The 14,383-nt window shown below is 45.4% G+C and carries 14 protein-coding genes; all 14 read left to right on the forward strand.

What is annotated here, in order from left to right; translation table 11 throughout:
- Positions 1–110 precede the first annotated feature (110 nt).
- The 14 genes from Q7P41_RS11090 (at position 111) to argH (ending at position 14,274) form a co-directional block, all read left to right on the forward strand.
- Positions 111–497, forward strand: a complete 387-nt coding sequence (locus Q7P41_RS11090) for a YraN family protein (RefSeq protein ID WP_303884274.1) — start codon at positions 111–113, stop codon at positions 495–497.
- Entirely contained in the window at positions 498–2,000 is a 1,503-nt protein-coding gene (locus Q7P41_RS11095) for a YifB family Mg chelatase-like AAA ATPase (RefSeq protein WP_303884276.1), read from the forward strand.
- Positions 1,990–3,084, forward strand: coding sequence for a DNA-processing protein DprA (gene dprA, locus Q7P41_RS11100; RefSeq protein ID WP_303884277.1), 1,095 nt, complete (start codon positions 1,990–1,992; stop codon positions 3,082–3,084). Before Q7P41_RS11095 ends, dprA begins: the two co-directional genes overlap by 11 nt.
- Before the next feature lie 15 nt (positions 3,085–3,099).
- On the forward strand, positions 3,100–5,175 hold the full coding sequence (topA, locus tag Q7P41_RS11105) for a type I DNA topoisomerase (RefSeq protein WP_303884279.1): 2,076 nt from the start codon (positions 3,100–3,102) through the stop codon (positions 5,173–5,175).
- Positions 5,147–6,499, forward strand: coding sequence for a methylenetetrahydrofolate--tRNA-(uracil(54)-C(5))-methyltransferase (FADH(2)-oxidizing) TrmFO (trmFO, locus tag Q7P41_RS11110; protein WP_303884281.1), 1,353 nt, complete (start codon positions 5,147–5,149; stop codon positions 6,497–6,499). The genes topA and trmFO overlap by 29 nt, the downstream gene beginning before the upstream one ends.
- 154 nt (positions 6,500–6,653) lie before the next feature.
- The gene (locus Q7P41_RS11115) at positions 6,654–7,547 is read left to right on the forward strand and encodes a tyrosine recombinase XerC (RefSeq protein ID WP_303884283.1); all 894 of its coding nucleotides are present in this window, start codon (positions 6,654–6,656) and stop codon (positions 7,545–7,547) included.
- The gene (hslV, locus tag Q7P41_RS11120; RefSeq protein WP_303884299.1) at positions 7,540–8,076 is read left to right on the forward strand and encodes an ATP-dependent protease subunit HslV; all 537 of its coding nucleotides are present in this window, start codon (positions 7,540–7,542) and stop codon (positions 8,074–8,076) included. The genes Q7P41_RS11115 and hslV overlap by 8 nt, the downstream gene beginning before the upstream one ends.
- Positions 8,069–9,475 carry an ATP-dependent protease ATPase subunit HslU gene (hslU, locus tag Q7P41_RS11125; RefSeq protein WP_303884285.1) on the forward strand — a complete coding sequence of 469 codons (1,407 nt, stop codon included), beginning with the start codon at positions 8,069–8,071 and terminating at the stop codon, positions 9,473–9,475. The genes hslV and hslU overlap by 8 nt, the downstream gene beginning before the upstream one ends.
- Positions 9,476–9,501: 26 nt before the next feature.
- A complete protein-coding gene (codY, locus tag Q7P41_RS11130) occupies positions 9,502–10,326 on the forward strand; it encodes a GTP-sensing pleiotropic transcriptional regulator CodY (protein WP_303884301.1) in 825 nt (274 codons plus the stop codon).
- A gap of 12 nt (positions 10,327–10,338) precedes the next feature.
- Positions 10,339–10,431, forward strand: coding sequence for a flagellar basal body protein (locus Q7P41_RS11135; RefSeq protein WP_303884288.1), 93 nt, complete (start codon positions 10,339–10,341; stop codon positions 10,429–10,431).
- 366 nt (positions 10,432–10,797) lie between these two features.
- Positions 10,798–11,229, forward strand: a complete 432-nt coding sequence (locus Q7P41_RS11140; RefSeq protein WP_303884290.1) for a S1 RNA-binding domain-containing protein — start codon at positions 10,798–10,800, stop codon at positions 11,227–11,229.
- Positions 11,213–11,827: a DUF501 domain-containing protein gene (locus Q7P41_RS11145; RefSeq protein ID WP_303884293.1), complete on the forward strand. Its 615-nt coding sequence runs from the start codon at positions 11,213–11,215 to the stop codon at positions 11,825–11,827. Before Q7P41_RS11140 ends, Q7P41_RS11145 begins: the two co-directional genes overlap by 17 nt.
- 82 nt (positions 11,828–11,909) lie before the next feature.
- A complete protein-coding gene (locus Q7P41_RS11150) occupies positions 11,910–12,860 on the forward strand; it encodes a phosphatase (protein WP_303884295.1) in 951 nt (316 codons plus the stop codon).
- A gap of 7 nt (positions 12,861–12,867) precedes the next feature.
- The gene (gene argH, locus Q7P41_RS11155) at positions 12,868–14,274 is read left to right on the forward strand and encodes an argininosuccinate lyase (RefSeq protein ID WP_303884297.1); all 1,407 of its coding nucleotides are present in this window, start codon (positions 12,868–12,870) and stop codon (positions 14,272–14,274) included.
- The last annotated feature ends 109 nt before the right edge of the window (positions 14,275–14,383 follow it).

Raw genomic sequence — 14,383 nt, forward strand, 5'->3', positions numbered from 1 at the left:
TGTGCTTTTGGGGGTTGGTCTAGGTGAGGAAATACCGGAGGAAGCTTATCTTGCCGTTGCGCAAATATTAGTCTTCCTTAGCAGGGTCGATGCGAGCAAGGGAGATAATCTTGAAAGACATAAAGGAGAAGACCAAAAAGGATTTAGGTAATTGGGGAGAAGATCTGGCATCCCTCGTATTATCGAATATGGGTTACAAAATCTTGATGAGAAACGTGACTTTCAAAAGAGGAGAGCTGGATATCGTAGCAATAGACGACGATGAACTGGTCGTAATTGAAGTAAGAGTACGTACGAATGGGAAGGTTCAATCTCCCATTGAAAGCGTCGGTCCAAGAAAAATTAAGGCCCTCATCTGTTCGGGTAGATTGCTTATCGAACAGCTGGGGTGGGAGGGTCCCTGGAGAATAGATATTTTGGGCATAACCTTAGATGCCAGCAATGCCGATGGATACGATTTAGAATACGTTAAAGATGTCACGTTAGGGATGATATAGATGAGTTGCATTTATGGGCTTACATTGAGGGGTATAGATGCACTTCCAGTTGAGGTGGAAGTTTGTCTCACGGGAGGCTTGTTTTCCATATCAATTGTTGGGTTAGCGGATACTGCCATTAAGGAGTCTCGCGAGAGAGTGCGTATTTCCCTAGGAACATTGGGCATAAAACTCAAGGGTCACATCTCGGTAAACTTAGCTCCGGCAGATTTACCCAAAGAAGGCGCCTTGCTTGATTTGCCGATAGCTGTGGGTATTGCCAAGGAGGTTGGTTTCATACCGGAAGACGTCAATGGAATTTTCACGGGAGAGTTGGCTTTAGACGGAAGGTTGCGCAAGGTAAGGGGAGGCGTGCCTGCGGCCTTTTTGGCCAGGCAGTTAGGGCTTCCCCTTTTCGTACCCCGTGGAAATGTTGCGGATGTTTCGATGGTGCAAGGGGTTGAAGCTTATGGTTGTTCAAACATCGGTGAACTATTTTGCCATTTAAGAGGCGAAAAAACATTACAAAAGCTGGATTTCACGCTACCTCAAGCTAAAGAGATAGCAGTAGAACCGGATTTTGCCGACATAAAGGGACAAGCTGCGGCTAAGAGGGGACTAGAAATCGCGGCTGCAGGACATCATAACGTCTTTCTTGTAGGTGCTCCTGGATCAGGAAAGACCATGTTGGCGAAGGCTCTTCGCGGGATCCTCCCTCCGCTCTCAGATGATGAACTAATAGAAGCAATGAGGATAAGAAGTGCCCGTGGATTGCCACTTGAGACTGACCGCTTCAGGCCTTTTAGGTCAGTGCACCACACGTCAAGCGCCGTAGCTATTTGCGGAGGCGGAATCGATCTTAAACCGGGAGAACTTAGCCTTGCCCATAGGGGCGTTCTTTTCTTGGACGAGATAACGGAATTCAGGAGGGACGTTATCGAAGCCCTAAGACAGCCACTAGAGGATGGATGTATAACTGTAAGCAGGGCCTCGGGGAGTGCAACCTATCCGGCTTCTGTGTTGCTTATTGCCGCTTGCAATCCTTGTCCCTGTGGTTACTTAGGAGACACCGTGAAGGAGTGCACTTGCTCTCCAGGGGATATAGATAGGTACTTTAAAAAGCTTTCTGGACCAATCCTGGATCGCATAGATCTTCACCTGCAGATCCCGAGACTGACGCCTGAGGAGCTTTTAGAATTGGACAGCGATGCCGAAAACAGTTCGGCAATCAGATATCGGGTCATGCGTGCTAGATCCATACAGCTTGAAAGATGGCGTCACTTTGGCATAAAGTGCAACGCCGAGTTAACAGAGAGGATCATGAAAAAATACCTAGGGCTGTCGAAAGATGGCAGAGCATTTCTCAAGTCCATTGGAGCGAGTCTTCGGTTGACGGGGCGAGGTTTAAGCAGGGTGCTCAAAGTAGCTCGAACCATAGCCGATTTGGCGGGAGATAAGGCGGTAAAAGACTCTCATTTAGCCGAAGCGTTAGCTTACAGGGGAGGTTTTTCCTTTGAAAGATGAGGATTTATCGGTCTTCCTTGCCCTTAATTCCCTTAAACAATTCGACGGCAATTTGATCGCTGCTTTGCGCTTAAGATCCATCGCTCCTTCTGACTTAATGAGCTCTCCTTCTTTGCTTAGGGAGTTTACAAATTCTGAAAAAGCCATGGAAAGATGGTATGAAGTTCTATCGAGTGGATGGCATCTAAGGGAGTTGGAAAGCTGCAAGAAAAAGGGGATAAAAATTCTGGTATTTAACGAGGAAGGATATCCTTCCTCGTTAAATCGATTATCTAACCCACCTTTACTGCTTTATTGGTGGGGAAGGCTTGAAGGTATTAAAAAATTTGCTGTGGCGGTGGTTGGAACAAGGCGCTGCAGCAACTATGGACGAAGGATAGCACATATGCTTGGCTTTAAAGTAGCGGAAGAAGGCTTTCCCGTAGTGAGTGGAGGTGCCTTTGGAATAGACGAAAAGGCTCACAGGGGAGCTTTAAAAGCCCAAGGCGTGACCATAGCTGTATTTGGAACCGGAGTGGATCAGTGCTATCCGAGTAAAAACCTGCCCTTATTTGATGAGATTAAGGAAAGCGGAGCACTGATCTCAGAATATCCTTTGGGCACAAAAGGAATGCCGTGGAATTTCCCGGAGCGCAACAGGATTATAGCTGGTCTGTCAGACGTCGTGGTTATCGTTGAAGCACCTATCAAAAGCGGTGCAATGATAACCGGGCGCATTGCAATGGAGTGTGGGATAGAGACATGGTCAGTTCCAGGAAGGATTGACGAAGGTGTTGCAAAGGGATCTAATTTAATAATATTTGATGGTGCCTATCCCTTGGTCGATGTAGATTCCTTTATTCATTTAATAAAGGGTTCACCTGAAGGATTTCTAATCGGAAGGGAAGAAGATAAGGCTGAGGAACTGCCACTTGAGGAAAAGCAGATATATGAGATGTTAAGAGAAAAGGGCGATAGGACCGTTGACAATATAGCTGGAGAGTGTAAAATATCGCCTGCTTTAGCTCTAGAAATGTTGGGAAAATTGGAGTCGCGCGGCCTTGTTGCGACGACGGGACCCGGCAGATGGGGAATCAGGTTTTGATGGAAGGTGAAAAAAGTGTCTGATAAAACTCTCATAATAGTTGAATCTCCTACTAAAGCTAGGACCCTAAAAAGGATATTAGGTCGTAAGTATGAAGTAAAGGCAAGCAACGGACACGTGAGAGACTTGCCTAAAAGTAGGATTGGCATAAATATAGAAAAAAACTTCGAACCGGAATACATATTGGTCAGGGGTAAAGGTCCAGTAGTCAGAGATCTAAAGCAAGCCGCAAAAAAGGCCAAAAATATTTTGCTTGCTTCGGACCCTGACAGAGAAGGAGAAGCCATTGCGTGGCATTTGACAAATATATTATCGATACCTGAGGATGAACCTTGCCGGATTCGCATGTACGAAATAACGCCCAGAGCCGTAAAAGAAGCTTTGACCAAACCTGAACTGATAGACATGAATAAGGTGAATGCCCAGCAGGCTCGGAGGCTAGTGGATAGGTTGATGGGATATAATTTGAGCCCCCTGTTATGGAAGAAGGTCAAATCGGGCCTTTCAGCCGGTAGGGTCCAGTCCGTCGCCTTGAGACTCATTTGCGAGAGAGAGGCCGAGATAGATGCCTTCGTACCAGAGGAATATTGGGTGATTTCTGCATTGACGAAGGGCGAGAATGGAGAGTTTCTATTAAGGCTCATCAAAAAAGATGGGAAAAACATCAGGATTACTAACGCCATAGACGCACAAACAATATACAATGAATTGCTTTCCTTTCCTTTTGTCGTTTCAAAGTTCGACGTAAAAGAAGGCAAAAGAAACCCTCTGCCGCCTTTTAAAACGAGCACCTTACAGCAAGAGGCTGCAAGGCGTCTAGGTTTTTCTCCCCAAAGGACTATGCGCATAGCTCAAAGCCTGTACGAAGGCGTTGATTTGCCTGGTCAGGGATCAGTAGGTCTCATCACCTATATGCGTACGGATAGCCTACGTTTAGCCCCTGAAAGCATCGCCATGGCTCGTAAGTTTATAGAAGAAAATTATGGGAAGAGATTTTTGCCAGAAAAACCGCATCAATACGTTTCAAAAGAACGTTCTCAAGACGCCCACGAAGCCATCAGGCCCACAGACGTTCGTTTGGTGCCGGATGAAATCAGTCAGCATTTAACTAAGGATCAAAAAGCTCTGTACGAATTGATATGGAAGCGCTTTTTGGCCTCTCAAATGGTTCCAGCGATCGTAGCTCGGACCAATGTAGAGGTCCAATCTGGTCCCTACACTTTAAAGCAAAGTGGCGTTACTTTGATATTTGAGGGCTGGAGTAAGCTTTGGCCCTTGGACTTAAAGGAAGAGATGCTTCCGGAAGCCACAGTTGGCGAGAAGTTAACATTATTAAAGCTCGATAAAGAACAAAAGTTCACCAAACCGCCATCCAGATATACAGAGTCCGGTTTGGTAAAAGTCATGGAGGAAAAGGGCATAGGTCGTCCCTCCACGTATGCTACCATCATACAAACACTATACGATAGGTACTACGTGGAAAGGGATGAAGCAAAAAAGCTTTTTCCAACGGAGCTTGGAGTCACTGTTAGCTCTTTTTTGGTCGAACATTTTCCTTCCCTCATCAACGTAGAATTTACCGCCAAGATGGAAGACGAATTGGACAAGGTAGAAAGCGGCGAAATGTCATGGCTATCGGTCGTTAAAGGGTTTTGGGAGCACTTTGAAAGTATTTTAAAAGGCGTCGAAAACACAGCAAAAGTTGAAGTGCCGCTGGAAACGATCGATGAAGAGTGTCCCAAGTGTGGTGCTCAGCTGGTCATAAAGCACGGCCGTTACGGGAAATTTATTGCCTGCTCGGCTTTTCCGGAGTGCAAATATACCAGGAACTTTACAAATAGCCTCGATATCAATTGTCCGAAGTGCAAAGAGGGAGAAGTTGTGTTGCTTCGCTCCAAAAAGGGGAAGCCCTTTTATGGTTGTTCCAGATATCCTCAGTGCAATTTTGTCAGTTGGTATAAACCCACTGGCGATGTTTGCCCCAAATGCGGAGGGCCATTTGTGGTGAAAAGAAAAGCTATTAAATGCGCTGATTGTGGGTTTAAAAAGGAGGACATCCTCGATGATGTGGGAGCCATCGGCGAAAAGTGACGATCCTATAATGATTATAGGAGGAGGGCTTGCCGGAAGCGAGGCTGCTTACCAGCTTGCAAAAAGGGGTGTTAGGGTAAAGCTTTATGAGATGCGTCCCAAGAAATACCCTCCTGCACATAGGACCTCAAAATTGGCAGAGCTAGTCTGCAGTAACTCGCTAGGCTCTGATATGCTCTCAAGCCCTGCTGGCATCTTAAAGGCGGAGATGCGTGCATTGGATAGCTTGATCATAAAGTGTGCGGACCTGCACAAAGTGCCGGCGGGTTGGGCTCTGGCGGTCGATAGGGAAGCCTTTAGTGAAGAGGTCACTTCTAGAATTAGCTCCATTCCTCTTATTGAAATCGTTATTGAAGAAGTAACGCGTATCGAGGGTGGCCCCGCGATCATTGCGACTGGTCCTTTGACTTCGACGGCCTTGACTTCCAGCCTTAAGGAAATGGTCGACAAAGGTTTTCTCTATTTTTACGATGCGGTAGCCCCCGTGGTTTTGCGCGAAACCATAAACATGGACATCGCTTTTTATGGCAGTCGTTACGGTCACGGAGAAGATTATATAAACTGTCCTTTGACCGAAGAAGAATATCAACGTTTTTACGAAGCCTTGATGAATGCCGAAGTAGCTGCACGTCACGATTTCGAGGAGGAACGCTTCTTTGAGGGTTGTTTGCCTATAGAGGTAATCGCAAAAAGAGGGCGTGATGCACTTCGATTTGGACCTATGAGGCCCGTTGGCATAAAAGATCCCCGAACGGAAAAAGAGCCCTACGCCGTCGTACAGTTGCGACAAGATGATAAAGAAGGCAGACTTTACAATATGGTTGGCTTTCAGACGAATTTGAGATGGTCTGAGCAAGACCGGGTCTTTCGCCTGATCCCGGGCTTAGAAGAGGTTGAGTTTGCAAGGTACGGCGTGATGCACAGAAATATTTATGTAAATGCCCCCACAGTATTGGATGAATGGCTAAGGTTAAAGGGCTTTAAAGATGTTTTCATGGCAGGCCAGATAGTTGGAGTTGAAGGTTACGTTGAAAGTACCGCCATGGGGTTAGTTGCTGCCCTTAATATGTTTTGCCTGCTTGAAGGTCTTCCCCTATTATCCTGGCCAAGGGATACTGCTATCGGTTCGCTGTTGTGGTATTTGAAGAATGCGAATCCCTCTTCTTTTCAACCGATGAACATAAATTTGGGCCTGTTTCCGCCGTTGCCTCAAAAGATAAAGGACCGGAGAAAGCGCTGTGAATTTATTGCTCAAAAGGCGTTAAGCTCGCTTGAGGTTTTTATGAAAGCCCACGAGAATGTTTTTTGCTCTAAACATGAGTAACTTGATGGATGAACAGTAAATCGTGGATTCGCTGGAAGTAATTTCTTCCCAAAATTTGCCCCTTGCAAACTCCAGACACAGTTGGCTAAAGTGGGATTTTACTAAAAAGACTCAATTAGTCAGAATATACTTATAAATATGATATAATTTGCCCATGAGCGAGAATATATCGTCTTCGGTTGATGCCTTTTTGGAATATTTAAAATACGCAAGCGGAAGAACTGATAACACGGTTATAAATTATGCCGTTGATTTATCGCAGTTCGTCGATTACCTTTTGGCCGAAGGCGTGAAAGATCTCGAGGAAATCAAACAATCCCACGTTAGAGGTTTTTTAAGAGAGCTTTTAGCCTACGGGTACTCCAAGAGTACCGTCCTGCGGAAATTATCCTCTTTGCGAAGTTGGATGAAATTTTTACAGCAAAGCGGAGTTGCAATGTCTGATCCCACCAAGGGCGTGCGTGGTCCGAAAGAGCCCAAGAGGCTACCCAGGGCTTTGGCTTACGAAGACATCAAATTACTACTTGAAGAGGGGCCCCGCGGAGAATTTGAGATACGCGATAGAGCAATCCTGGAACTTTTGTATGGTTGCGGCTTGAGGGTTGCCGAGTTGGTGGCCTTGGATTGGGAAGATGTGGACATAAAAGAAAGATGGTTGCGAGTGCAGGGAAAGGGAGAAAAGGAGCGTCTTGTTCCAATGGGAAGGTTTGCCCAAAAGGCATTAACGGATTGGCAGGCGGTTTTAGGGAAAAACAGCGGTCCCTTGTTTCCCGGGGAAGGTTGCGAGCGCATAGCTGTTCGGACTGTGCACAGGATCGTTTCCCGAGCCGCAAAAAGAGTTGGGCTCGTAGGCGTAAGCCCTCACGTGCTTCGCCATAGTTTCGCCACACATATGCTTGAGGGAGGGGCTTCTTTAAGGGTTTTGCAAGAATTACTGGGTCACCAAAGTTTGGTCACCACCCAAAGATACCTTAAGATAAGTTATGAGCAATTAAAGAAAGGTTATGTAAGCGCCCACCCAAGAGGAAGAGGTGAAAGTGATGTTTAAGGGCACTACGATCATTTGCGTTCGTAGGGGCAACGAAGTAGCAATAGCAGGTGATGGGCAAGTTACTCTGGAGCATCAGATCATCAAAAGTGGGGCTAAAAAAGTAAGACGCCTCGCCGGCGGGGACGTGCTTGCCGGTTTCGCTGGAAGCACCGCCGATGCAATGACCTTGCTTGAGCGTTTCGAAAAATATCTTCAAAGTCACAGCGGGAATTTAATGCGCGCCGCTGTAGCCTTAGTGAAGGAGTGGCGTACTGATAGGGCTTTACGTAGGCTGGAAGCGATGATGCTTGTGGCCGATTTGCATCAAACGCTTTTGCTTTCAGGTGCTGGAGATGTTTTGGAGCCAGATAGCGAAGTAGCTTCCATAGGGTCTGGCGCAGGTTATGCCTTGGCCGCCGCCAAAGCATACCTTGAAACTTCCGATATGAGCGCTAGTGAGATAGCCAAAAAGTCCTTGCAAATTGCTTCAGAGATCTGCATATACACAAACGACGTCATCACGTTAGAGGTGATTAGGGGTGAATGAGGCTGTAATAAAAGAAGGCAACCTTACGCCATCTCAAGTTATGGCGTATTTGGATAGATACATAATAGGGCAAACAAAAGCAAAAAAAGCAGTAGCTGTGGCTCTGCGTAATCGCATCAGGCGAAAGAAACTCCCAAAGGAGTTAGCTAAGGAGATAATTCCTAAGAACATCTTGATGGTGGGGCCAACAGGCGTCGGTAAAACCGAGATCGCAAGGCGGTTAGCCCAACTCGTTGATGCACCCTTCGTGAAGGTTGAAGCCTCCAAATACACTGAAGTGGGATATGTCGGCAGGGACGTGGAATCCATGATACGCGAGATGGTGGATATCTCCGTCCACATGGTCAAATCTAGGAAAATAGAGGAAAACAGCGCCCTCGCAGCTGCTTTAGCCGAAGAGAGGGTTTTGGATGCCTTACTTCCCTCCAGATCAAGGACAAGACACCCGCAGGATTTTATGAGGCTTTTGCTTGGCGATACCATGGATGAAGAGGAAGTAGAAGAAGTAGACGAGACCAAGAAAACGACGAGAGAAAAGTTCAGAAGGTTGCTGAGAGAGGGAAAACTAGACGATAGAGAGATAGAAATAGAGGTAGTCGAAAACCCTCTGTCAAACGTCCCCTTTGTGGGCGCTGGAATGGAGGAGATGGGCTTAAATTTGGGTGAGATGCTAGGTGGCATTTTGCCGAAGAAAATTAAACGCAAAAGGGCCACTGTTGCAAATGCCTTAAAGATCTTTCAACTGGAAGAGGCGGAAAAGTTAACAGATATGGATGCGGTGATTCAGGAAGCTTTGGAAAAAGTTCAAGAAGAAGGTATTGTGTTCATCGACGAGCTAGATAAGATTGCCTCTGTTGATGGGCACAAGTATGGTCCTGATGTAAGTCGTGAAGGCGTACAGCGCGATTTGCTCCCTTTGGTTGAAGGAACAACGGTGCAGACCAAATACGGTCCCGTCAAGACCGATCATATCTTGTTCATAGGCGCTGGCGCATTTCATGCGGCTAAACCGTCTGACCTCATACCTGAGCTCCAAGGTCGGTTTCCCATAAGGGTTGAACTTGACTCCCTGGGAGAAGAAGAGCTGTTGCGCATATTGGTGGAACCCGAAAACAGTCTCATTAAGCAATACAAAGCGCTGCTTGGAACCGAAGGGATAGAACTTATATTCACCGATGAAGCTCTCAAAGAAGTTGCCTCTTTAGCTGCTAAAATGAACAGGGAGATGGAAAACATCGGGGCAAGAAGACTTCACACTATGATGGAACAACTTTTAGAGGAGATAAGCTTTAAAGCCCCTGAGTTGACGGAAAAGGAAGTGTATATCGACGAAGCCTTCGTTCGTGAACGCCTAGTTCCGTTAGTTGAAAATACTGACTTGAGAAGATATCTATTATAAATTTAAGAAGGTGAAAATTAATGACAATGGAAACTCCTCGTGAATTGATCGAATCAAGGCCCAAAATCGTAAACCCGACCGCGATGGAAGACTTGCTAAACAAGACGCGCATCATAAATCGTACGCTTCAATCTTCAGCCATGACGCCTCACCCGGATTACCAGAAAATTGCTAGGTTGCTATGCGATTTGTCTACGGCGAATGTTTACATAATAAATGAAGAAGGCAAGATTTTGGGGTATGCTTGGATAAGTGACTACCAATGTGACTACATGGAACAGCTCCTTAAGGATGGCTACATGCCGAAAACCTACACCCAGAGGCTAAATCGCCTTCACGAATCTGTGTTAAACCATAGTGACCATGGTAACTGTGCTTATTCTGATGAACCTTGCCGATATTTTAATAAGCATGTGGTTTATGTGCCAATTTATAGCGGTGGCGAGAGATTAGGCACGTTGATATTGGCACGCTTCGGAACGCCCTTTGATACGCGCGACCTCGTCTTGTCTGAGTATCTTGCAACGGTAGTGAGTATCGTGATTCTATATGATAGGGCATATCATATTGAGGAAAGAGCAAAAGAAAGATTTATGGTGCAAATAGCCGTTCGTGCCCTGTCTTATTCCGAGATGGAATCTATTAAAGTAATACTTAAAGAGTTAGGAGGATCTGAAGGAGTTGTCGTAGCAAGCAGGGTGGCAGACAGAATTGGCGTGACCAGGAGCGTCATTGTAAACGCACTGCGCAAGCTCGAAAGCGCTGGTTTGATAGAAAGTAGAAGTTTGGGCATGAAGGGAACCTATATCAAAATATTGTCCCCTGTATTTTTAGATGAGATAAATAAATAGGAAAACCGCGGAATGCATAAGCTGTCGAAACGGTTTAGTGCAGTTGCTCAAAACATTGCTAACGTAAATACATCCGGATACGCACGTAGCGAAGCTGCATTCTAAGGACGAATTATTTTTTTTGAGAAAGGGACTATTCCTATCGCCATGTTTTGCCCTATAATAAAAAACAAAGCTCTAAAGTTGATTTTAAATAAAAAAGAGGGCGTAATTTTAGTATGGTATTCTAGGGCACGAGGAAGCGACGAGCCTTACTATTTGTTTTTGTGTCGCAAACTCGGACAGCAAGCTTTGGAGGAGAGCATAGTGTGGACTTGGGTTTCGATGGGATGCGAAAGGAGCGGAGGTGGTTAAGGCTACGTCGAAGTAAAAGTCAGCTCGAGATAAACACCTTACGAGAACCTGGTCAAGAATTAAATAAGTAAAAACTATAATATAATTATAATACAAAATGGAGGTAAAAAGTATCAGATGAGCAATGGGCAAGATGTAACCACCTCAGTAAAGGTCAACGAAGTGGTTAAATGTGTAGTGGAGAAGATAACTCCTTACGGAGCCTTCGTCAGGCTTGAGAATGGTCAAAGAGGAATGATCCATATATCTGAAATATCTCAGGGATATGTTAAGAAGGTAGAAGATGTATTAAGCTTGGGCCAAGAGTTGAAGGCAAGAGTAATTAAGATTGACGAAAAGGGTCGAATCGATCTTTCGTTAAAATCGCTTCACGGTCCAACGGCCGGTGAGGTTGAAGCTAAATTATCTCATCAGCACGACGAAGAAGATTTTGAAAAAAAGCTCATGAAGTTTATGAAACTGAGTGACGAAAAGATTTCGGATCTATACCAAAAGCTTGGTGATAGTAAAAAAGGCGGCAGGCGTAAAGCTGGTGGCAAAAGGTCGTAAAGACAAGAGCCATTCATGCAGCATAAGGGGGGCTAGAGGGCTCCCCTTATGCTTTCAAGAGATCAGCCCCAAGGATAAAGCGACGCTCTCGTATCAAATGAGAGGCAGGATCTTTGATCCTACTATCGCGATAGGAATTGCAAAGTACTGCAAGTGGGGAAAACCTCAAGTTTTGCTATGTGCCCCCCTTTACCGAATGAAACCCTTTCCCACAACTTTTTGGTTATCCTGTCCGTTTTTGGCAATGCGTTGCAGTAAGCTAGAAGCCTCGGGCGGAGTAAGAGAGCTAGAAGAGTTTTTAAAAAAGCGTAAAAGCAAATGGGAATGGCATGCCTTTAACGTAAAACACGCTATTTTACGGGTTTCTTTGTTGTCCTTGGGGGAAAGAAAGTTTTTGCAAAAAGCACGGAAGAACGTGCTGGACAAGCTGCGCCTTTCCGGCATTGGAGGCATAGCTTACCGCGATGTAATTTCCATAAAATGCTTGCACCTCCAGGTAGCCTCATGGATTGCGTTAAGGGAGCACCCTGCCGATGATTGGCTTAAGGCTCGTTTTGCCGCCATTGAGTGTGAAAATCCTGGTAGTTTTTGTCAATAAACTTTTTCTAGCAGACTTTGGACTTTATTGTTGAAATTGGTACTAACAAAATAGACAGACGTTTAGGTGGCTTGCACAGGAGATGAAGCAGGTGTCTCGTTTTGGAGCTATAGACATAGGTTCTAATTCCTTGAGGTTTTTGGCAGTTGCAAGCGAAGACGATTTCTTGCACTATTTAGATTCTGGCATTTGGACGGTTCGTTTGGCCCAAGGGATGAGCTTGAGCCAATATGAGGTAAAAGGGGAAGCTTTAAATAGAACCTTGAAGGCACTTGAAAGGGTCCGAGAAAGGCTTGAGGTCCTTTGTGTGCCGCCTGAAAACAGGATTTTGTTTACCACAGAATCGTTGAGATCATCCCTAAACGTGTCCGAAGTAACATATGCTATCGAGAAAAAAGCGGGCATGAAACTTTGGATATTAGAGGGCGAAGAAGAAGCTTTTTATAGCTACAAAGGAGCTTTGCTTGGTATAAGCGCAAATGATGCCGCAGTCTTCGATCTTGGTGGCGGAAGCTTGGAGCTTTGCGGCGGGAGGTGGAGTTGCTCTCTTCCGCTAGGTGCACTAAGGGTAAAAGCCCTTTTTGATGAAGATGTGGTGGCCATTGAAGATTATGTTGGCTCTCATCTGCGATCCGCCCTTAAAGACATTCCAGATATTGAAGACGTCAAAGAGATCATTGGAGTGGGAGGAACATCTTCGACGACGGCCATGATTTTAAAGAAAGTATCCATAGACCAATACCATCCATCACGGGTTCACGGCATGAAGATCAAAAAAACTGAAATAAAAGACTTAGTGGAAGCGTTAAGGCAAATGGATGTAGAAGCCAGAAAGCGCCTAATAGGCCTTGAGCCAGGGAGATCCGATATTATTGTAAGCGGTCTTTGTGTGATATTAGCGCTTCTTGAGTTTTTGAAATTCAACTATTACTTGCACAGCGAATGCGATGCATTGTGGGGCATATTAGCAGAAGAGGTTGACCGAAGAAGGGCAAAGGAAATAAAAATAAAGGGCATAAATTGGGGAGTGTGAGCGAACATTGTGGAAAGGCAGATTTAGTGAGGATACAGCCGATGTGGTACTTAAATTCACCCAGTCTCTCGACATGGACTGGCATCTTGCCGAAGCAGATATAAAGGGAAGTAAAGCTCACGTAAAGACACTAGCTTCAGCAGGGTTGATCACCCAAGAAGAAGAAAAAGCTCTTTTAACCGGCTTGGATCAGGTGCTAGATGAAATAAAAAGCGGTAAGCTGGAGCCACTCATTAAACTTGAAGACGTTCATATGAACATAGAGGCCCGCCTTACGGAAATCTTGGGTGACATAGGCAGAAAACTTCACACGGCAAGGAGTCGCAACGATCAAATCGCAACCACTTTGCGCTTGTTTTTAAGAGAACAACTTCTTGAAATTGCGAGCAAGGTCGAAACGTTTCTTGAGTCTATCTTGGATCGTGCTGAAAATCATATGAACTTTGTCGTGCCGGGTTACACACATTTGCGCCGTGCTCAGCCCATAAGCATGGGTCATTACTGGATGTCACATTTCTGGGCTTTCGCCAGAGATTTTTCGCGTCTAAAGGCTGCGCTTGAGGCTTTAAACGAGTGCCCTTTGGGATCAGCTGCCCTTGCGGGGTCCACCTTTCCTTTGGATCGGCATCTATCTGCCAAGTTGTTACGCTTCTTTAAGCCTACTGAAAACAGCATAGATTCCGTTGCTAACCGCGATTACATTGCTGATTTTTATCACTTCGCTTCTTTGTTTTTAGTTCACTGCAGTCGACTAGCGGAAGATTTAATAATATACAGCAGCGACGAGTTTGGGATTGTGCAGCTTCCTGATGCTTTCTGCACCGGTTCAAGTATCATGCCGCAAAAGAAAAATCCCGACGTGCTTGAATTAGTGCGCGGTAAGGTCGGTCAGGTTTTGGGAAGCTATATGGACCTTCTAATCATGCTGAAAGGCCTTCCCCTGGCTTATAATAGGGACCTGCAAGAAGATAAGCGAAGCCTGATGAATGTTTTGCAGACCTTACATGGCATATTAGACGTTTTGCCACCGCTGATTTTAAAAGTAGAAATTGATGTCGATGGGGCGTCTAAAGCCTTCGAGGATGGATTTATTCTGGCTACAGATGTAGCTGACTATCTGGTCTTGAAAGGTGTTCCTTTCAGGAAAGCTCACTGGCTGGTGGGCAATGCCATTAAGTGGTGTTTAAATGAGGGCAAAAACTTTTTAGATTTGAGCCTGGAGGAATGGCGAAGCCTGATCCCTCAATTTGACGAAGAGATTCTTGAAAATTTAAACCCTCGCTCCTCCGTTGAAAGGCGCAAGACTTACGGAGGAACTGCATTTTCAGAAGTAATGCGTCAGCTAAGTGAGGGTAAAAAGATCATTGAAGAGGTGGAAAAATTTTTGTCTCTATGGCCGGAAGATGTTGACTAATTTCGCAAGCTGTGATAACTTGCTATTGCTCGGGCTTGAGGTTATTGCTGATAAACTTTACAAAAGGGCCGTTAGCTCAGGTGGCAGAGCACCGGACTTTTAATCCGGG

Source organism: Acetomicrobium mobile, from assembly GCF_937920065.1.